At 51.5% G+C, this 19,680-nt stretch carries 18 protein-coding genes, 1 tRNA gene and 1 other annotated feature; of the genes, 3 read left to right on the top strand and 16 right to left on the bottom strand.

From position 1 onward, the window contains the following. Positions 1-13: 13 nt before the first annotated feature. Entirely contained in the window at positions 14-454 is a 441-nt protein-coding gene (rplM, locus tag C0977_RS08845; protein WP_101913130.1) for a 50S ribosomal protein L13, read from the bottom strand. Between the two features lie 317 nt (positions 455-771). Beyond that, positions 772-1,014 (top strand) — a binding site (T-box leader). 77 nt (positions 1,015-1,091) lie between these two features. On the opposite strand from rplM, the gene C0977_RS08840 reads away from it, so the two are divergent. Further along, a complete protein-coding gene (locus C0977_RS08840) occupies positions 1,092-2,372 on the top strand; it encodes an O-acetylhomoserine aminocarboxypropyltransferase/cysteine synthase family protein (RefSeq protein ID WP_101913129.1) in 1,281 nt (426 codons plus the stop codon). A gap of 26 nt (positions 2,373-2,398) precedes the next feature. Further along, positions 2,399-3,319, top strand: a complete 921-nt coding sequence (locus tag C0977_RS08835; RefSeq protein ID WP_101913128.1) for a homoserine O-succinyltransferase — start codon at positions 2,399-2,401, stop codon at positions 3,317-3,319. 111 nt (positions 3,320-3,430) lie between these two features. Here the strand turns inward: C0977_RS08835 and C0977_RS08830 are convergent, their stop codons facing one another. The 9 genes from C0977_RS08830 to C0977_RS08790 all read right to left on the bottom strand — a co-directional run bounded on the left by C0977_RS08830 (position 3,431) and on the right by C0977_RS08790 (position 13,235). Then, a complete protein-coding gene (locus tag C0977_RS08830; RefSeq protein ID WP_101913127.1) occupies positions 3,431-3,967 on the bottom strand; it encodes a carboxypeptidase-like regulatory domain-containing protein in 537 nt (178 codons plus the stop codon). Positions 3,968-4,289: 322 nt separating this feature from the next. Next, positions 4,290-4,913: a uracil phosphoribosyltransferase gene (gene upp / locus C0977_RS08825; protein ID WP_023053687.1), complete on the bottom strand. Its 624-nt coding sequence runs from the start codon at positions 4,911-4,913 to the stop codon at positions 4,290-4,292. Positions 4,914-4,940: 27 nt separating this feature from the next. After that, on the bottom strand, positions 4,941-5,378 hold the full coding sequence (gene rpiB / locus C0977_RS08820; protein ID WP_101913126.1) for a ribose 5-phosphate isomerase B: 438 nt from the start codon (positions 5,376-5,378) through the stop codon (positions 4,941-4,943). A gap of 46 nt (positions 5,379-5,424) precedes the next feature. Next, positions 5,425-6,468 (bottom strand): L-threonylcarbamoyladenylate synthase, encoded by a 1,044-nt coding sequence (locus C0977_RS08815; protein WP_101913125.1) that lies wholly within the window; start codon positions 6,466-6,468, stop codon positions 5,425-5,427. Further along, entirely contained in the window at positions 6,468-7,331 is an 864-nt protein-coding gene (gene prmC / locus C0977_RS08810; protein ID WP_101913124.1) for a peptide chain release factor N(5)-glutamine methyltransferase, read from the bottom strand. Before prmC ends, C0977_RS08815 begins: the two co-directional genes overlap by 1 nt. Further along, positions 7,324-8,409, bottom strand: coding sequence for a peptide chain release factor 1 (gene prfA, locus C0977_RS08805; RefSeq protein WP_101913123.1), 1,086 nt, complete (start codon positions 8,407-8,409; stop codon positions 7,324-7,326). The genes prmC and prfA overlap by 8 nt, the downstream gene beginning before the upstream one ends. 23 nt (positions 8,410-8,432) lie before the next feature. Beyond that, positions 8,433-9,344 carry a DUF1385 domain-containing protein gene (locus C0977_RS08800; protein WP_101913122.1) on the bottom strand — a complete coding sequence of 304 codons (912 nt, stop codon included), beginning with the start codon at positions 9,342-9,344 and terminating at the stop codon, positions 8,433-8,435. 78 nt (positions 9,345-9,422) lie between these two features. After that, positions 9,423-9,626: a 50S ribosomal protein L31 gene (rpmE, locus tag C0977_RS08795; protein ID WP_023053693.1), complete on the bottom strand. Its 204-nt coding sequence runs from the start codon at positions 9,624-9,626 to the stop codon at positions 9,423-9,425. Between the two features lie 135 nt (positions 9,627-9,761). Then, positions 9,762-13,235 carry a DNA polymerase III subunit alpha gene (locus C0977_RS08790; protein WP_101913121.1) on the bottom strand — a complete coding sequence of 1,158 codons (3,474 nt, stop codon included), beginning with the start codon at positions 13,233-13,235 and terminating at the stop codon, positions 9,762-9,764. Positions 13,236-13,563: 328 nt separating this feature from the next. On the opposite strand from C0977_RS08790, the gene C0977_RS08780 reads away from it, so the two are divergent. Next, positions 13,564-13,640, top strand: a tRNA-Pro gene (locus tag C0977_RS08780). A 148-nt stretch (positions 13,641-13,788) separates the two neighbouring features. Here C0977_RS08780 and C0977_RS08775 read toward each other — a convergent pair. From C0977_RS08775 to C0977_RS08750, 6 genes are all read right to left on the bottom strand, one after another. After that, complete coding sequence (locus C0977_RS08775; protein ID WP_101913120.1) at positions 13,789-14,181, bottom strand: C-GCAxxG-C-C family protein; 393 nt, start codon at positions 14,179-14,181, stop codon at positions 13,789-13,791. A gap of 148 nt (positions 14,182-14,329) precedes the next feature. Next, the gene (locus C0977_RS08770; protein WP_023053689.1) at positions 14,330-15,697 is read right to left on the bottom strand and encodes a pyruvate carboxylase subunit B; all 1,368 of its coding nucleotides are present in this window, start codon (positions 15,695-15,697) and stop codon (positions 14,330-14,332) included. 203 nt (positions 15,698-15,900) lie between these two features. Continuing rightward, on the bottom strand, positions 15,901-16,245 hold the full coding sequence (locus tag C0977_RS08765; RefSeq protein WP_023053684.1) for a hypothetical protein: 345 nt from the start codon (positions 16,243-16,245) through the stop codon (positions 15,901-15,903). An 86-nt stretch (positions 16,246-16,331) separates the two neighbouring features. Continuing rightward, entirely contained in the window at positions 16,332-17,420 is a 1,089-nt protein-coding gene (locus C0977_RS08760; protein WP_101913119.1) for a glycerol dehydrogenase, read from the bottom strand. 49 nt (positions 17,421-17,469) lie between these two features. Then, positions 17,470-18,084, bottom strand: coding sequence for a hypothetical protein (locus C0977_RS08755; RefSeq protein WP_023053690.1), 615 nt, complete (start codon positions 18,082-18,084; stop codon positions 17,470-17,472). Between the two features lie 24 nt (positions 18,085-18,108). Beyond that, positions 18,109-19,557, bottom strand: coding sequence for a hypothetical protein (locus C0977_RS08750; RefSeq protein WP_101913118.1), 1,449 nt, complete (start codon positions 19,555-19,557; stop codon positions 18,109-18,111). Positions 19,558-19,680 lie beyond the last annotated feature (123 nt).

Raw genomic sequence — 19,680 nt, 5'->3', positions numbered from 1 at the left:
CTTCCTCCCGGTATTATCGAATATCCAACGTCAAAACTTCAGGTTTCTGAGCCTGATGCGGGTGTTCTGCACCAGCGTACACATTCAGTTTGCGATACATCTGTTCACCCAATTTATTTTTCGGCAACATGCCGCGAATTGCCATTTCAACAACTCGTTCCGGATATTTTTCCAACATCTGGCCGGCTTGCGTAAACGTGGATCCGCCGGGATAACCGGAATGATGGAAATAAGTCTTCTGAATCAATTTCTTACCAGACAAAACAACTTTATCTGCATTGACGACGATGACGAAATCACCGGTATCAACATGCGGGGTAAATGTTGGTTTATGTTTTCCCCGAAGAACTTTAGCCACTTCGGCAGCAAGACGGCCTAATGTCTGGCCTTCTGCATCAACAACAAACCACTTGCGTTCGATGTTGCCTGCATTAGCCATAAATGTAGTTTTCATGCTTGCAATTCCTCCCTAATACAACGCTACCTTAAGCTTTAGGTCCTCTTTCTCCGGGGCTGTGGAGTCCAAGTGAAAAGCTTACTAATTTATTTTATAGATTTGCCTTGTCATTGTCAAGGATTTTTTACCTTTCAGCGATTTCAATGCTGCGGTCAAAGGTATTTCAAAAATAATTTGCGACTACTCTTTTATTTACTGTATCATAAAAGGCACACGCCGATCCGGCCTACTTTCCGCATGTCGCCGTCTGTTTGCCGACAGTTTTTTGTTGACAAGGAAAATATATCGTGCTAGACTTACGTCAACAACTTGATAGCCCGGCAATGAAGAGAAGAGTACATGAACGGAATCGGCACAGAGAGCTCCCATATCGGTGCAAGGGAGAGCGGGGAAGTTCGTGGAAGATGGCCTCTGAGCGGATAACCGAATCGTTAAGTTATCTGGGTGCGCCCATTACAGCGCTATGGTATTAAAGGCTTTCGCCTGCGTACCTGAAGAGGCTTGCCTTGTAAAGGGCGAGCGAAATTGGGTGGTAACACGGTACTTCCGTCCCTACAGGGGATGGAAGTTTTTTTATTGCCTCTATTAAGCTGGTTATTCTGTTGGTTAAAACGATATCTAGGGGGAATTCATCATGAGCAAAACGTACCGATTTGAAACATTACAGCAACATGCAGGTCAATCTGCCGATCCGACGACAGGCGCCCGCGCCGTACCCATTTACCAGACGACGTCGTATGTGTTCAAAAACACACAAGACGGCGAAGATCAATTCGCCTTAAAGCAGCCGGGCTATATTTACACGCGTCTCGCCAATCCGACGCAGGAAGTGTTCGAAAAACGCATTGCCGCCTTGGAAGGAGGCACAGCCGCCTTGGCTACGGCAACCGGTGCCGCCGCCATTTCGCTTGCCATCCTGAACCTTGCCGGCGCCGGTGACGAACTCATCGCCGCCCCGACGTTATACGGCGGTACGATTGAACTGTTTACGGAAACCTTCAAGCATCTTGGCATTACGACGCATTTCGCCGATCCTGATCAGCCAACATCCTTTGAAGGCGCCATCACGGCTAAAACCAAGCTGATATATCTCGAAAGCCTCGGCAATCCCGCCGTCAACATTCCCGATTTCGAAGCCATCGCCGCTATTGCGCACCGACACGGCCTGCCCGTTTCTGTCGACAATACCTTCGCCACGCCATATCTTTTCCGCCCGTTGGAACACGGCGCTGACGTTGTCCTCCATTCGGCAACGAAGTTTATCGGCGGTCACGGCACGAGTTTAGGCGGCGTTATCGTGGAAAACGGAGCCTTCGACTGGGCCGGCTCGGGACGTTTTCCGGAACTCGCTTCTCCTGACGCGTCTTATGGCGGAGTCAACTTTGCCAAGGATATTCCGGATGCCGGCTTCGTGACCCGCATCCGTGCCAAAGGGCTGCGCGATCTCGGTCCCAGCATCAGTCCTTTTAACGCCTGGATCCTTCTCCAGGGAACGGAAACCTTATCGCTTCGTGTAGAACGTCACGTCGAAAACGCCCGGAAAATCGCCGCCTTCCTGGATCAGCATCCGAAAGTGGCCAAGGTAAATTACCCCTCGCTCCCGTCTTCTCCGTATAAAGCGCTGGCAGACAAGTATTTTCCGAAAGGAACGGGCTCAATTTTTTCCTTTGAACTGAAGGACGGCTTCCATGCCGCTCGTACCTTTATCGACAAGGCCGAGATATTTTCCGATCTCGCCAACGTAGGCGACTCCAAATCACTGCTCGTCCATCCGGCGTCGACGACGCATCAGCAGCTGTCGTCAGAGGCGCAGAAGGCCTGCGGCATTACGCCGGGAACGGTTCGTATCTCCGTCGGCATCGAAAATATCGATGACCTGTTGGACGATGTAAAACAAGCGTTAGATGCGATTTAGAAAATACCGGAGAGGGGAATAAAGCCATGCCGATTACGATCAAAGACGGACTAAGCGCCAGGGAAAAACTGCATCACGAAGGGATCGGCACAATTTGCCGCAGACGAGCCGTCCACCAGGATATTCGCCCGCTCCGCATCCTCGTCCTCAATCTGATGCCGCTGAAGGAGGTAACGGAGTTTCAGCTGCTGCGACTCTTAGGCGATTCACCGCTACAGGTGGAAGTCGATTTCTGTTATACGGCAACACACGCCGCCTCTCACGTCGACAATACGTATCTGGAAGAAAATTACCTGGTCTTCGCCGACATCAAAAATGATTACTACGACGGTTTTATCATTACCGGCGCGCCTGTCGAAACCCTTGACTTCACCGCCGTTGATTATTGGCCGGAAATGACCCGGTATCTGGACTGGGCAAAAACGCATGTCTTCTCTACCCTCTCTTTCTGCTGGGGCGCTCAGTCAGCGCTGTATCATTACTATCATATCGACAAACAACGCCTGCCAGAAAAGTTGTTCGGGATTTATGAATATGAGCTGACCGCCGAAAACCACCCTCTCCTGCGCGGCTTTGACGATCGCTACTTCATTCCCCAATCACGGCATACGGCAATTGACGATACTGCCGTTTACAATCGACCGGAGCTGGAAGTACTCTCTCGCAATTCAAAAAACGGCATCAACATTATCGGTACGAAAAACTATCGCCGTTTTTTTGTCCTCGGTCATTTCGAATACGACAGGCGAACATTGGAAAGCGAATATATTCGTGATAAGCAGAAAGGACTGCCGATTGCCATACCGGAAAATTATTATCCAAATGATAACACGGAAGAAACGCCATCCTTCATCTGGTGCAGCTACGCCCACCTTTTCTATCATAACTGGTTGAACCTGGTTTACCAGGAAACGCCGTATATCGTAACCGACATGAAGGCAATATGAACGGCACGTCAAAAGCCCCTGTCCGAAGAGAATAATCTCTTCGGACAGGGGCTTTCCAACCATACAAAATTCACCCAGTCAACTGAACCGTTGCCGGCTGCAATGCCGGTCTTACTTACTGAACATAACCTGCATGCCCTGATCTTTCATTTTTACCGAAAGCGGCTCTTTCTGCGCGCCCGTATGGGCAATACCGATCAGGCTGCCGTCCCAGGCAACAACAGTATAACTGTATCCGGGCTTAACGGGAATGGAAAAATAACCGTCGTCGTTCGTTACGGCGACATAAAACCCCGTCGAATGAACAACGCCGTCTTTCACAAAATAGCTGGATCCTTTCCCCTCCATGAGGACAACGCGGCAACGGGGCATTTCCCGGCCCGACGTATCATAGACAGTTCCCGTCACGCATTCCGAACTCGTAGGATCGTACCGGCCGCCGCCGTCGGAACCGCTGTTGTCAATTCGCGGAACGGCACGCACATCACCGGCAGGAACCGCCTTCCCGGAAATATGGCCGTTTGTACTGCCTGTGCCGCCTATACTGCCGATGATACCGCCGAGCCCGAAGGCGCCTGCACTGAGAGGCGCAAGTAAAAAGGCCGCTATACCGACTGCCGCTGTAAGTTGTTTCTGTCTTTTCAACATAACCATCCTCCCTTCACGTCATTACTCATTAATATTCGCACGTCCCCGAAAGAACACAACTCTTGTCTCCATTATATCAAATAGCGTCACAGCTCTACAACGGACAAGTTATACATTGTATGCATACATTATTTCTATACCAGTAGACACAAGGGGTCGCGCGCTATCTGCGAAAAGGAGAAGGGACGCCCCCTTTCCGTTTTCAGATCGAACAGGCAGTCTCTGCCTGCACACCAAGATCCAACGTATATAGTATAAAATATAGTATAAAAGCAGCACTGAAATCTACAGATTCCAGTGCTGCTTTGGCGATTACACCAACTTACTTCGTACCGAAAATACGATCACCGGCGTCACCTAAGCCGGGAACGATATAGCCGTGTTCATTAAGCTTTTCATCCAAGGCCGCCACAAAGATTTTGACGTCAGGATGATCGTTATTGATCCGCTGCACGCCCTTCGGAGCGGCAACAAGACACATCAGCTTAATATGCTGAATCCCCCTGTTTTTCAACAGCGTAATGGCGGCCGAAGCGCTGCCGCCCGTTGCCAACATGGGATCGACGATAATAAAATCACGATTATCGACATCGGGAAGCTTGCAGTAATACTCGACAGGTTCCAACGTTTCCGGATCGCGGTAGAGACCGATATGTCCTACCTTTGCCGTCGGAATCAGATTGAGCATGCCCTGCACCATACCGAGACCGGCGCGAAGAACGGGAACGATCCCCAGTTTTTTGCCGCTGATCTGTTTGCCGATCATTTTCGTAATCGGCGTTTGAATTTCAACATCCTCAAGGGGCAGATCCCGGGTAATTTCATACCCCATGAGCATCGTGATCTCTTCAAGCAAATCACGAAAATCCTTCGATCCCGTTTCCACCTTGCGCATCAACGTTACTTTATGCTGAATCAGCGGATGATTCATTACTTGTACTTCCATGTATAAACTCCTTTTTCACCTGTCCGTTTATTTGTCCATCTCTTTAATCATATTGACGCGCATTTCATGCCGGCCGCCGTCAAAGCCGGTTTTCAGAAAAATACGAACGATTTCTTTCGCCAGTCCCGGCCCGATAACCCGTTCTCCCATCGTGAGAATATTGGCATCGTTATGGCGGCGACAGTATTCCGCCGAAAAGGTGTCATGGCACAAAGCCGCACGAATCCCGGACACTTTATTGGCGGCAATACCGATACCGATACCGGTACCGCAAAGCAAAATTCCCCGGTCAAATGTTCCGCAGGCTACGGCTTCGCCGACTTTTTTGGCAATTTCCGGATAATCACATCTGTCCAGCGTCAACGTACCATAGTCAGTAAAGGCAATCCCTTCTTCCGTCAGAAATGTCTTGATCTCTTCCTTCAACTTGAAACCGCCGTGATCGCTTCCGATGACTAATTTCATAGGATGAGCCTCCTTTATGATGATTGATTTTATTATACCATCTTGTTTACAGCACGACAACATGACCGCCGGCAGCCTTGCCCATGCGGTTCATAATAGCCGCCCCCAGTCCGTCTTCATCGACGCCTTCGGCCAGGATCAGGTCGACGGGGTGGGAGTCAAAGAAAAGAAGCCCGCCGTACAGTTGATTGGCTAACGCCGCTTTATCGCCCCGATTGCCCCAGATATAACAGTTCTCCTGCGGCAGGACTGCCGCCGTCTCACTGCTGACGAGGTAACCGATACGCTTTCCCGCCGTTTCCCGGCGCTGCGCCGCAATCGCCGCCGCCACCGCTTCACCGCTGCCGACATAAACGATCATCGCTGCTGCCGGCGCATAATGACGGTATTTCATCCCCGGCGCCTTCGGTACGCCGGCAGTACCGCTCAACGCCGTATCGACCAAAACCCGTTCCGCCACTTCACCGAGCATGGCCGCCGTGACACCGCCGGGCCGCAAAATCGTCACGGTCCGTTCATCGATACATTCCACAATCGTCGACTCCACGCCGATATGACAGGGACCGCCGTCAATAATCATATCTACACGACCTTCCATGTCATGCGCCGCTTCCGCCGCCGTCGTCGGGCTCGGCCGGCCTGACAGATTGGCACTGGGACCGGCCACGGGAACACCGGCACTCCGCAAAAATGCCCGGGCAACGGCGTGATCAGGACAGCGCAGCGCTACCGTATCTAAGCCGCCGGTAGCTGCATCCGGCACATTGGGCCGACGCGGAAAAATAACGGTCAACGGCCCCGGCCAAAATCGATCCAGCAAGGCTTCGGCGAGAGGCGGCAGCTCTCTGGCCACTTGCATGACCCCTTTTTTATCCGGCACCGTCAAGATCAGCGGATTGTCGCTGGGACGTCCCTTGGCCGTGTAAATGCTGCGGCAGGCATCACTGTCAAGACCGTTTGCGCCGATACCGTAAACGGTTTCCGTCGGAAAAACGACAAGGCCGCCGGCGCGAATAATTCGCCCTGCTTCGTTTAGGCTCTCCCGATCCCGTTCAACATCTGTAATGCGTACTATCTTCGTCTTTTTCATCATATTCGCTCTTTTCGCTGCCAAATAAGAACCCGTTCGATACCGCCGTAATCGGGAATCACCGTCACTTCGGAATAGTTCCCGACAGCGGCGAAAATAGCGGCAACAGCCTGGCGCTGACCGCTGCCGATTTCAACGGCGCAATGGCCGCCGGGTTTCAAGTGCTCCGCCATGACGGCCGCCAGGCGCCGATAAAAGGCGAGCCCGTCAGGGCCGCCGAAAAGCGCCAATTGCGGATCGTGTCTCACTTCCGGCTCCAACGCCGCCATATCGCCGGCCGTCAGATACGGCGGATTGGAAAGTATCCAATCGAAAGTCTGCGTGCCGACTGCCGCCGTTAAATCGCTTTCCTGCCATCGTACTTGCGGCAAATCAAGGGAGGCGCCGTTTTTTGCGGCAACGGCCAGCGCTGCCGCCGAAATATCGACACCGAGCCCCGTTGCCTGCGGCAAATAGTGACAAATGCTGAGAACAATGGCGCCGCTGCCCGTGCCGATGTCCAAAACGGCCGCCGTAGAGTCACGCGGTTCCCGTTCCAAAACCGCTTCAACGAGAAGCTCCGTCTCCGGCCGCGGGACAAGGACATCTTCCGTTACGGAAAATTTGAGCCCCATAAACGACTTGGTTCCGAGAAGATGAGCAACGGAAAACCGCTGTCCCCGCTTCCTGACCAGTTCACGGTAAGCCGCCAACTCTCCCGTCGACAAAGGTTCATCATAATGGGCGTATAAGTAAATGCGTTCTTTTTGAAGGACATGGGCAAGAAGAAGCTCCGCATCAAGACGGGCCGTATCAATTCCTTTGGCGGCAAAAAAACGCTGTGTCCACTGCAAAAGAGCACCGATCGTCCAAAGCTCAGTCATTGGCTTCGGCTTCTTTCATCAATTCGGCACGACGCGCTTCCGCCAAAGCTTGGACGAATTCATCGATTTCACCGTTCAACACGCTTTCCAATTTATAGAGAGTCACGTTAACGCGGTGATCCGTTACCCTTCCCTGCGGATAGTTATACGTACGGATCCGTTCGCTGCGGTCGCCGGTACCGACCTGACTGCGCCGCGTTTCCGTTACTTCGGCAGTCGCTTCCTGTTGCGCTTTGTCCAGCAGGCGCGCCTTCAAGACTCGCACCGCTTTCGCCCGGTTTTCGAGCTGTGACCGTTCATCCTGACATTCGACGACAATCCCCGTCGGAATATGCGTCATACGCACAGCGGAAGACGTCTTGTTGACATGCTGGCCGCCGGCACCGCTGGAACGGAAATAATCCGTTCTCACGTCATCCATATTCAGTTCGACCTCGACATCTTCCGCTTCCGGTAAAACGGCAACCGTTGCCGTCGACGTGTGAATTCGGCCGCCCGCTTCCGTAACGGGGACGCGCTGCACGCGGTGAACGCCGGATTCGTATTTCAGCTTACCGTACACACCGTTCCCTTCAACGGAAAAGATGACTTCCTTAAATCCCCCCAGCTCCGGCGCATTGGAACTGATAATGCTCGCCTTCCAGCCCTTCTGCTTTTCAATATATTTCGAATACATGCGGAAAAGATCGCCGGCAAACAACGCCGCTTCATCACCGCCGGCGCCGCCGCGAATTTCCATAATAACATTTTTATCGTCATGCGGATCTTTCGGCAGCATGAGCATGTGCAGTTCGTCTTCCAGCGCATCCCGTTCTTTTTCAAGGGCGATCAGTTCTTCCTTGGCCATTGCCGCCAGTTCTTCATCACTGCCATTGTCGGCAAGAATATCCTTATCGCCGTCAATCGCCGCCGTTACCTCCTTATACTTGCGAAAAGCCGCGACGAGAGGCGCCAATGCGGCATGTTCACGTGTCAGGCGCTGCCATTCATCTTGCCTGGCAATAACGGACGGATCACTGATACGCTGCTCCAAATCGATGAATTTATTTTCTACTGCCCGTACCTTATCAATAAACACCAACGGTTCCTCACTTTCAAATATCAGATCGATTGCTCCCGCACTGTTGCGGCAAAAGCCGTTTCTGTCACTTCTTTTTCCGCCGGCTTCGCCGCTTCTAACGCGCTGATCGCCACTTCTATCTGGTCGGCATGGGGTTCGCGCGTTGTCAGGTACTGAAGCCACAAGCCCGGTTTGAACAAAGCCGCGACAAGCGGATTTTCCGTACGACTTGCCAAGCGGATCATTTCATAGCTGATACCGGCGACAACCGGCATCAGTACGACGCGCGACAGAATCCGCACCGGCAAAGACGGCCAGCCTAAGAATGCGAAGACAAAGATGGAAACGACCATGACAATCAGCAGAAAATTCGTACCGCATCGCGGATGCAGACGACTCTGTTTACGTACATTCTCTACTGTCAACGCCAAGCCGGACTCGTATGCCCATATCGTCTTATGCTCGGCGCCGTGATATTCGAAAACACGGCGAATATCGCCGGTCAGGGATATCCCCCAAATATAGAGCAGGAAAACGACCAATCGCAGAACGCCTTCAACGATGTTCAGACGAAAAGGATCCGACGCAACGCCGGGAATAAATTTTGCACCGAACGTCGGAACGACGACAAAAAAGACGATGGCCAGTGCAGCGGAAAAGAGCATGGTAAGCGCCATCTGCCGATCGCTCATCTGCTCATCTTCTTCTCCAGACGCCTGGGCCGAGTATGATAAACTGCGCATGCCGTACACCAACGATTCACCCAACGCTACGGAGCCGCGCAGAAAAGGCTTCTTCAAGATCGGAAAGCGATCACCGACGGAACGGATCGGATCCTTTTTCACCGTAATTTCTCCAGACGGCGTCCGCACGGCAGTCGCTATATATTCAGGGCCACGCATCATTACGCCTTCAATAACGGCTTGGCCGCCTACATATATCGGTTTCTTCATACAAAAATCCCTTCTGCATACAAATAGAGCAGAGCATTGCTGCTCTGCCGTCCACTTGTATTGCCGCTATTCAGCTGTTTAGCCTTTTTTACCATAACGTTTATTAAACTGTTCGATACGGCCGCGGGCCGCCTGGGCACGCTGCTGACCCGTAAAGAACGGATGGCATTTCGAGCAAATTTCCACGCGCAGTTCAGATGCTGTTGAACCGGTTTCAAACGTATTGCCGCATGCGCATGTTACAACGGCTTTACCGTACTTCGGATGGATTCCTTCCTTCACCACTCACACCTCTTCTCATCACTCATTCAAAACCTATGCTGATATAGTATAGCATAAGCGTCGCCGCTTTGCAAGAATCAGGCGACGTTTTTCGCAAGGCATACTGCGTCAATGGCTGCCGGCAAATCGCTGCCGTCACTGCAAGATGACATCGCCCTTCCCCAGCATGCCCGATAGGCGTTCCTGCAAATCCCGTCCCGGCGTGATCCAATACTGTTTATCGGCAAGGATCGTCCGTCGGCTGCCGGCAAAGTGAAAATACACCTTCACACTGCCGGGGTATTCACGCAAAACGCCGGCAACCTCTTCGGCAAAATTCGTCCGTTCCAAATGCGCCGGAATCTTGATGAACAATTTGCTTCCGTCACCTGCTTTCCATTCCGTTCCGGGCAAAGGCGCCTGCCGGTGCGGCAGTTGCCGCGCCGCGTCTTTCGCTGCCGCCAGCGGCCGGATCTCATCGGCAACGATCTGCACGGCATCATCGGTAATATCCGCTTTGCCGCGAACAGCAACCGCCATGTCGACAGTCGTCATGTTCAGACAGCGTTCATAAACACGCGGAAAGACGACGACCGTAACGGCGTGCGTAAAATCTTCGACAGTAAGGATAGCCATCTGCTCATTGCGCTTCGTCAGCACCTGGCGCCGCGCCGTAACCAGGCCGCCGATACTGATCGACTTGCCGTCATAAGTCTCTCCGTCTTCCGCATATAATGCGGCCAACGGCGTAACCGCCTTCATTTCCTTTTCATACGCATTCAACGGGTGACCGCTGAAATAAAAGCCGTCATATTCTTTTTCCATGGCCAGGCGCATGTCCATCGGATACTCATCGATATCAGGATATTCCAGTTCCGTTACGGCCGCCACCTCATCGGTATCAAAGAGTCCCATTTGTCCCGAAGCCGTATCCTTCTGGCAAATGGCGCCGAGCGACATGGCCTGATCGATGACGGCCATCAGCTGCGACCGCTTTTTGCCGAACGAATCCATGGCGCCGCACTTGATCAAACTCTCAATGGCCCGGTGATTGACGACATGGGCGTCGACACGGCTGCAAAAATCGCTGAGCGACGTGAAGGCGCCTCCTTTCGTCCGCGTTTCAATAATCGTTTGGATCGCATGTTCGCCGACGCTCTTGACACCGGCCAAGCCGAAACGGATATTTCCGTCCTGGACGGAAAACATGGCCATACTGGCATTAACGTCCGGTGACAGGACCGCCACGCCGTGACGGCGACATTCGGCAACGTAGTAGCTGATCTTGCTGACGTCATTGATCATGCTCGTCATCGTAGCCGCCATGAACTCCGGCCGATAGTGCGCCTTTAAATACGCTGTCTGCCAGGCTACGTAGGCATAGGCGGCGGAATGCGATTTATTGAAACCGTAACCGGCGAAATAAATCATCAGATCGAACACCTTGTTGGCAATCTCCTGATCAATCCCCTTGGTTTCAGTCCCCGCCAGAAAGGCTTCGCGCTGGGCCTTCAGAATATACTCTTTCTTCTTGCCCATGGCCCGCCGCAGCAGGTCGGCCTGCCCCAGACTGAAGCCGCCCATAACCGAAGCGATTTGCATGACCTGTTCCTGATAAAGGATGACGCCGTACGTATCACGCAGAATCGGTTCCAGAAGGGGGTGCAGGTAAGTAACCGTTTTTTCTCCATGACTGCCTTTGATAAAATCGTCGACCATGCCGCTGCCCAACGGCCCCGGGCGATAGAGCGCCACCAGCGGGATCATATCTTCAAAATGCTGCGGCGCCAGGTCTTTTACCAAATTGGTAATTCCCGTCGATTCCATTTGAAAGACGCCGGCCGTATCGCCTTCCGTCAATAAGGCGCACGTTGCCTGATCATCAAGGGGAAGGGCGTCGATATCCAAGTCCACATGACGGCTCTGCTTGATGAGCTTGACCGTATCACCGATAACGGTCAACGTCCGCAAACCGAGAAAGTCCATCTTCAACAGGCCCAGTTCCTCGATGATATCTTTATCGTACTGCGTCGTCAAATAGCCTTCTTTCGAATACTGCATCGGCACATAATCATCGACAGGCGCCGCCGAAATCACGACACCAGCGGCATGAGTCGAAGAATGCCGCACAAGTCCTTCCAGCGCTTTGCCGAAATTGACGAGGCGCTGTACTTCCGGCTTCGTTTCGTATTCATTCCGAAATTCCCTGCTGATTTTCAACGCCTTGTCCAATGTGATTCCCAGCTCGTTCGGTACCATTTTCATAATACGGTTGACCTCACTGAGGGGAATATTCAGGACTCTGCCGACATCCCGCAGAACCGCCCGAGCCGCCAACGTACCGAAGGTGATGATCTGCGCCACATGATCTTTGCCGTATTTTCGCGTCACATAATCAATAATCCGACTGCGGTTTTCATAACAGAAATCCATATCGATATCAGGCATGGTCACCCGTTCCGGATTGAGAAAGCGTTCGAAGAGAAGATCATATTGCAGCGGATCGAGTCCTGTGATCCCCAGCAAATAGGCGACGACGGAACCGGCTGCCGAACCGCGACCGGGTCCGACGGGAATAGCGTGATCCCGGGCATATTTGACATAATCCCAGACAATGAGAAAATATGACGGAAATCCCATATCACTGATAACGCCCAACTCATAATCAAGACGTTGACGCACTGCAGCCGTAACCGGCTTGTACCTGACCGGCAGCGCCGCTTCGCAAAGCTTGCGCAAATACGTCTCATCCGTCTCGCCTTGAGGTACGGGAAACTGCGGCAGGTGCCGTTCGTCAAAATTAATTTCGACATTGCATTTTTCGGCAATCTCCAAAGTCGTATCCAACGCTTCCGGCAAATCCGGAAAAAGCCGTTCCATTTCATCGCCGCTTTTCATGTAAAACTCCTGATTGGCAAAGCGGAAATGATTCGGATCATCCAACGTGCTGGCCGTAGAAATACAAAGTTTTACTTCCTGCGCCGCTGCATCTTCCTTGTTCAGGTAGTGAAAATCATTGGTCGCCACCAGTTTCACACCGTATTCCTCCGACCAATTTCGGAAAACGCTGCGAACCGTCGCCTCTTCAGGCAGGCCATGATTCTGGACTTCCAAGTAAAAATCATCTTTGCCGAAGATGGCGATCATCCGTTCCAACACCCGTCTGGCACCGGCTTCGTTATGATTGAGGATCTCCTGCTGTATCTGCCCTTCAATGCAGGCGCTCAGCGCCAAAAGCCCCGTATGGTGCTGCTCCAGCAAATCATAGTCCACACGAGGACGATGATAGCTGTTTTCCCCGTCAACAAAGCCCTTCGATACGATCTTGACAAGATTTTGGTAGCCTTCTTTCGTCTTGGCCAGCAAGATCAGGTGGCAGAGCCGTTCCTTTCCCTTCTGCTCAAAGCGACTGCCGCGCGTCATATACACTTCACAGCCTAAAAGCGGCTTGATGCCCTGCGCCTTCGCTTCCTTGTACAACGAAATGACGCCGTACATGTTGCCATGATCCGTAATCGCTACGGCCGGCATCTCCAGTTCCTTGGCCTTGGCTACCATTTCCGGAATGCGCGTCAAGCCGTCAAAAAGACTGTATTGTGTATGGTTATGTAAATGTACAAACCGTCTCATCTGCTTGCTCCTTCAACAAAAAATACTGCCTGCAGCCTTTCTTTTCCCGTCCTGTAAAACACGGTAACGCATACGCCACTGCCGCGGCTTTTTCTCCGCCGGCTGTGCGCATGATACCGGCGCAGCGGCATCACAAACGATATGTAAAGGAACGTATGCTGACAGGAAAATTCTCCATCGACAACGTTCCGGCACACGCCCCAAGTCGGTCCGATCCTCGAGCGTATCGTCACCTTACGGTCTTCCCCGGTTATCGCGGAAAATACGGCGGGAACGAAGGGCTTCTACTTGACAAGACCTAGTAAATCAAGTAAAATGATAACGTTAACGGGACGTGGCGCAGCTTGGTAGCGCGCTTCCTTGGGGTGGAAGAGGTCGCGAGTTCAAATCTCGCCGTTCCGACCAGTAATTACGCCATCGGCAGCAATGCCGGAGGCGTATTTTTTTTGTTTGGAATAGATGCTGAAACAGCGTCGGACGCAAGCGGAACGGGGAGAACGACCTGTCCGTACGCGACCTCATGTCCTTCCTTCGTCGAAACAGGAACTCCACCTTATTGCGGCGTATCATCCAATTCTTCAACGATACGCACGCCGTACCGTACACATTCCTCGCAGGAGCAAAGCGGTTGGCCGCTGTCAATACCTTTTAAGACACGGCAAACCGTCGCACCGGACAAGGCCTTAAACCGTCGCTGCAATTGCTGTGCCCGTTTCCTCGCCGTACGTTTATCCGTCGCCGCCAATCCCGCCACCATCACGGCGCCGCAAAGAGCGCCGCACGTTTCTTCCGTCGTCGCCATACCGCCGCCGAAGCCGGACCCGAGTCGCTGTAAAATCGTCTCGGACAATCCCGTTTTCTCTTTAAAAGCCAACAATACGGACTGGCAGCAATTATTCCCCTGATGTTTATACGCCAAAGCCAATTCTTCCTTTGTCATTGCCATCACGCCTCCTGCAATACAGTATATCGTTATCGTATCAAATATGCGTTGTCAATACAAACATTCCGTGACTTTTCCGCCGGCTCCGCCGCTTCATCAAAAAAAGAGACTGCATTTTCTTACCAAAATACAGTCTCTCTCAGCCATCCCGCTATCCGTTATCTGCCGCCAGCTTCTGCCGGCGCTCCTTGAAAAACGGCAGCGCGACTTCTGGGAATAAAGCGAAACTTAAAACGTCTTCCGGCGAAGCGTCGGAAAATCCCTCTGCCGCCAAAGCCTGCCTTGCTTTATCTAATTCCGGTTCCAAATCATCGGCAGGCCGGTAGTCGATTACCGGCTCGTCACCGATGCAGAGTTTGCGGAACTCGTCGGTAATCGTCCCGGGTACACGGCCGTATTTACCGCGCACAATATCACGAACTTCGTTCGTGATCATTTTATAACGGCCGAACAGGACGTTCAACGCCGCCGCCGAACCGGTAATCTGGCTGGTCGGCGTAACCAGCGGCGGATACCCGAGATCGCGGCGCACATTTGGCATTTCTGCCAGCACCTCATCAAAACGATCTTCCTGCCCCTGATCCTTTAATTGATTGTATAAATTCGTCAACATGCCTCCCGGAATCTGGTATTTGCGGACAGCCGGATTAATCTGGCTCGGCATGGTCAGCTTAAATTCATCAGCCAATTCCTTACGCACCGTTTTGAAGTGGTCCGCCAAAGGCCAGAGCCGTTCCGTATCAATACCGGTATCATAAATGCTGTTCTGCAACGCCATGACCATCGATTCCGTTGCAGGCTGACTGGTCACCTCGCCAAAGGGCGACAACGCCGTGTCGATAATATCCACGCCGGCTTCAATAGCCTTCATGTACGTCATTTCACCAAAACCGCAGGTACAATGCGTATGCAATTCAATCGGAACGTGAAGATTTTTTTTCAACATGCGCACGAGGTTATACGCATCATACGGCGACAGGAGTCCGGACATGTCCTTGATGCAAAGAGAATCGACGCCCATTTCCTGCAATTCGATCGCCACATTCGTAAACATCTCCATCGTGTGGATCGGACTGATCGTATAGACCATGGCACCCTGTACGTGTACCGCCTTGGTATCGTTAGCCGCACGAATCGCCGCTTCCATATTGCGCGGATCGTTAAGGGCATCAAAAACACGGATAATGTCGATCCCGTTATCAACGGCGCGATTGACGAACTCGTACACCAGATCATCGGCATAATGACGATATCCGAGCACGTTCTGTCCCCGAAAAAGCATTTGCAGCGGCGTCTTTTTTACATACTTTTTCAACGTCCGCAATCGTTCCCAGGGATCTTCGCCAAGAAAACGCATGCACGTATCAAAAGTCGCGCCGCCCCAGCATTCCAACGCATTGTAACCGACTTCATCCATGGCCTCCAGAACGGGCAGCATCTGTTGTATCCGCATGCGTGTTGCGGCGATTGATTGGTGACCGTCGCGCAGGACCGTCTCCGTGATCTTAACTCTTGCCATTCAAAATCCTCCAATATGCCTAGCATACAACCAACTATTAGTATATGGTCTTAAATCATAATTATGATTATTATACCACATTTTACGCAGAAGAGAAGGCATAGATAACTGCGACTCAATACCATAAACGCATGTAAAAGCGCTGTCCCCATATAAGGGAACAGCGCCAACCACTACCTTAGACTTAATTTATGGGCAAACCGCTAATCCAACGTACCCTTATCGGGTGTAACAGAAATTCCCTGTGCTCCTTCCAATTCCAACCAGGAGTTGACGATGACGGAACGCAGAATAATTCGAATGGAATCATACCCTTGTTTGACAGTCAGCTTGTCCGTATACCAAATACGGACGCCGTCAACAATTTCACACTGATAGTTTGCCTCATTTTTCACTTCACCCAATGTAATTTGAGGAATATAGCTACCCCAAATACGATCGCCGACACAGGAACATCCACCGCCGGCAGGCTCAAAGGAATGCGTTATGATAATATCCGCATGCCGTTTTGTTACATACGCTCTTGCCTTATCTGTTAACGTGAACATACACGTTCCCCCCTATGTTGAAAAGGATCCTGTCGGAACACGGGCCCTGCTGCAATCAATAGCCTACAGCAGGTGCTGTGTTCATCCTATCCCTTTCCGGCTGCGTCGGCATTGACCAGTGCTTCATACACCTCTTCAGCCGTAATGTCCGGGCGGACATTTTTAGTAAATTGAGCAGGCGCACAAGCTGCTTCAGCCACCTGTCTAAGTTCCGTCTCGCTGACGGAAGACACGCCCAAATCGGCGAAAGACGCTGGAAGTCCTACTTTACGGATGTATTGCAATACAGTATCCCACTCCTCTTGCGGAGCTTTTTCCAATTGCAGTTGCACCAACAAACCGAAGGCTACTTTTTCGCCATGTGAACTGGCATGCGTTTGGGGCATGAAAACCAAGCTGTCATTAATGGCATGGGCAGCCGCTAAACCGCCGCATTCAAAGCCGACGCCGCTCAAATACACGCAAGCTTCAACGACCGCTTCCAACGCGTTTGTAACCTGATGACGTTCCACTGCCGCCAAAGTTTCTTCTGAATATTTCAATAACGTCTGATAACACAGTTCCGCCAATGTCAGCGCCGTCATGGAACAGGTACCGCGAGCCATCGTTTTCGCGCCGCTGCGGTAACAGGCACGGGCTTCAAAGTAAGTGGATAACGCATCCCCCATTCCTGAAACCAGATACTTTTTCGGCGCTGCAGCAATGACGCCGGTATCGACTAAAACCATATCCGGATTGCGTTTCATCATCAGCGCCTTGATCACTGCGCCTTCTTCATTATAAATAACAGCGACGCCGGCGCAAGGAGAATCATTGGAAGCGATCGTCGGAACGATGACGACCGGTATGCCGCCCAAGTTCGTGCCCACCGCTTTTGCCGTATCAATCGCCTTGCCGCCGCCGGCGCCGATAACGGCATCACAGCCTTCGCTTTCGGCTGTGTTCATCGCCGCTTCGATAGCCGCTTTTGAACACTCGCCGCCAAACTCGTAGTAGGAGAGCTCTTTTCCCGCCTCCTGCAGCGACCGGGCAATACGAGAACCGACTCTTTTCTTATTGTTGGGCGAACAAATGAGCAAGAACTTCGTTCCCATTTTCTTGACATATTTGCCCAGCTTGTCCAATTCCCCTTCGCCCTGGACATACAATCCGGGGCCCTTCAATCCTATTGTCATCTGAACCTCTTTTCTGAATCCGTAGCCGTTCCGCCTTACCCCTCCGCAGTCAAGACTGCAAGCCAGGCCATTCCCGAAGACGCAAGGTCAGCCGATAAGCATCTTCCCCGACCCGGTATAAAAGGAAATCCCGATTTTCCTCAGTACACGGGATATTTTCCTCCATACCGCCGTTTAATTGTCTATGACAAATCTCATTTAACTCGGAAAAAATACTTTTCACACCGGCCTCACCGAATCCCGCTTTTTTTACTATCTTGTCAAAATGAGCTTTATCTTCGTCAGTATACTTGAAAATCGTACACCACCAGTGGAGTAACTCCGCTTCACTCAATCCGGTTTTCTCCCGGATCAATTCCTTCTGGGCCGCCAATACCAACAGCAAGCAGGATAGGTAAGATTTGACGACAACCGGCACCGCATCTTTCACCTTGGCGAAATATCGCCGATGCGCCCAATAGCCGCTGAAGGTCAAGTCATTCTTGACCAGCAATTCTTTGATCCCATCATTGGCCGATACGGCACAAACCATAAAGAAGCGTTTCATGCCTTCATTAGCAGCGTGATTTCGCGCATTCATCATACATTTTTTCACAAAAAACTCACAAATCTCTGTCGTATTTGAATTCGTTAATTTTCTTAATAAATCACCATAATACTGCATACCTATGACCTCCGGGAAAAAACCTTATCGATTACCTGCTGCTTCTTCCTGTTCCAATTCCTTCTTGGCCGATATATTGAACAACGGATCGCTCTTTAAATTGTATTTGCTCAACTGGCGCTTAAACAGGTTTTTGCCGTATACCAGAATGCATAAGATGATCCCTACGCACAAAGCATAGGCCGCGCCGCGCGAAACCAGCACGCCGCCTATAACGCCGGCTACGCCCAAATCATTGAACGTCTTGGCTCTCAAGACGCCGACACGGACAGCAACATATCCCTGAATCAACATAGTCAGTGCCAAGGCAATCGGCAAGACCGGTTTAACGAAGCTTACGATCGGAGATAACCAATAACCGGTAAACGTTCCCAAACGGAATGAAGCGACACCGCCAATCAGACTGTCCATCGCATCACGTCCGTGTTTATACCGTTCGCAAATAACGACTTGCATTGCCGCCCACAGCGGTCCGCACATGGAAATATCGGGGCCAAAAAGGGACATCAGCGTATTGCGGACGCCGACGATGACATTGTTCCTGTTGGCGTCGAAATGGACATTTTCGTCACCGTCGCGATACTCACGCGCTTCATCAATCAGTGCGTCGGCCTGGATCAACTCGCCGAACAAAACGACATAAACGGCAACGACCAACGGAATAGCTGCGACATAGTAGCTCATGGCCGGGAACCCTATGCGATCGGCAAAGGGACTCCATTGCGTAAAGACTTCATAAAATTGCGGATGCGTAAACCCCCATTCGATCGTCGGCCAAGGCAATTCTCCTACGATCGGCGCAATGAGGACAGCCAACAACATAGCCGGTAATAACCCCAAATCCGAAATGATCTGGAATGCTTTGTTGGACTTCATGATTTTCTTAAAATGATTACTGAAGGACAGATAGAAAGCAAAGCCGACGGCAATAGCAATGGTCCATGGATACTTATCAAAGCTGCCTCCCGTATTGAATACCAAACGGACAGCAGCAATACCGGCACCGATCAGGATACCTGCCTTCAGCGCATCTGGAACCATATCGACGACACGTTTCGCCAGCCCTGTAGCTCCCAAGAGGAAGGTAACAATCCCCAATTCCATTTCAAACGCGATCAGTGCATGCATCCGTTCCACACCTTCTGCCGGAAACGATTGCAGCCACAAGAGCAATAATGGGATAGCCGGAGTAATCCAGCCGGGAACGACAGGGTCACCTAAGTGAGCATGCCAACAATACAGAAAACCGTTCATGATAACAATCGTAATCGCCACTTCAAAGGGCATGCCCAAATATTCCTGCAGCACGGGGATGATGCCGAGACATACGGCACACAGTAATAGCCCCTGTACATAGTCGGGCCATTCAAAACGATAATGGATGAAAGGCAACCGGAACGTCAACTTAAAAAGATGTAAATTAATTCCCGGTTGAATTTCCCCTTCTTTCCTTTTATAAACGGGACCAAACATGATGAACTCCACCTCCATAACAGTGAGTGATAAAGCCTGTCAAATAAAACACAAAGAGACACTGCAGCAATCAATCAATAATTCCGATTACGTACAAAAGATTAATTGCCGTAGCATCTCTTT

This window comes from Megasphaera vaginalis (ex Bordigoni et al. 2020) (genome assembly GCF_900240295.1).
Classification (GTDB): Bacteria; Bacillota; Negativicutes; order Veillonellales; family Megasphaeraceae; genus Megasphaera; species Megasphaera vaginalis.
Note: the sequence above shows the minus strand (reverse complement) of the source record. Positions and strands in the feature narration are given on the sequence as shown.

What these genes read in the sequence shown, in the direction of transcription:
- rplM (WP_101913130.1), bottom strand. Translation starts at nt 454, where the DNA reads ATGAAAACTACATTTATGGCTAATGCAGGCAACATCGAACGCAAGTGG.
- C0977_RS08840 (WP_101913129.1), top strand. Translation starts at nt 1,092, where the DNA reads ATGAGCAAAACGTACCGATTTGAAACATTACAGCAACATGCAGGTCAA.
- C0977_RS08835 (WP_101913128.1), top strand. Translation starts at nt 2,399, where the DNA reads ATGCCGATTACGATCAAAGACGGACTAAGCGCCAGGGAAAAACTGCAT.
- C0977_RS08830 (WP_101913127.1), bottom strand. Translation starts at nt 3,967, where the DNA reads ATGTTGAAAAGACAGAAACAACTTACAGCGGCAGTCGGTATAGCGGCC.
- upp (WP_023053687.1), bottom strand. Translation starts at nt 4,913, where the DNA reads ATGGAAGTACAAGTAATGAATCATCCGCTGATTCAGCATAAAGTAACG.
- rpiB (WP_101913126.1), bottom strand. Translation starts at nt 5,378, where the DNA reads ATGAAATTAGTCATCGGAAGCGATCACGGCGGTTTCAAGTTGAAGGAA.
- C0977_RS08815 (WP_101913125.1), bottom strand. Translation starts at nt 6,468, where the DNA reads ATGAAAAAGACGAAGATAGTACGCATTACAGATGTTGAACGGGATCGG.
- prmC (WP_101913124.1), bottom strand. Translation starts at nt 7,331, where the DNA reads ATGACTGAGCTTTGGACGATCGGTGCTCTTTTGCAGTGGACACAGCGT.
- C0977_RS08800 (WP_101913122.1), bottom strand. Translation starts at nt 9,344, where the DNA reads ATGAAGAAACCGATATATGTAGGCGGCCAAGCCGTTATTGAAGGCGTA.
- C0977_RS08790 (WP_101913121.1), bottom strand. Translation starts at nt 13,235, where the DNA reads ATGAGACGGTTTGTACATTTACATAACCATACACAATACAGTCTTTTT.
- C0977_RS08775 (WP_101913120.1), bottom strand. Translation starts at nt 14,181, where the DNA reads ATGGCAATGACAAAGGAAGAATTGGCTTTGGCGTATAAACATCAGGGG.
- C0977_RS08770 (WP_023053689.1), bottom strand. Translation starts at nt 15,697, where the DNA reads ATGGCAAGAGTTAAGATCACGGAGACGGTCCTGCGCGACGGTCACCAA.
- C0977_RS08765 (WP_023053684.1), bottom strand. Translation starts at nt 16,245, where the DNA reads ATGTTCACGTTAACAGATAAGGCAAGAGCGTATGTAACAAAACGGCAT.
- C0977_RS08760 (WP_101913119.1), bottom strand. Translation starts at nt 17,420, where the DNA reads ATGACAATAGGATTGAAGGGCCCCGGATTGTATGTCCAGGGCGAAGGG.
- C0977_RS08755 (WP_023053690.1), bottom strand. Translation starts at nt 18,084, where the DNA reads ATGCAGTATTATGGTGATTTATTAAGAAAATTAACGAATTCAAATACG.
- C0977_RS08750 (WP_101913118.1), bottom strand. Translation starts at nt 19,557, where the DNA reads ATGTTTGGTCCCGTTTATAAAAGGAAAGAAGGGGAAATTCAACCGGGA.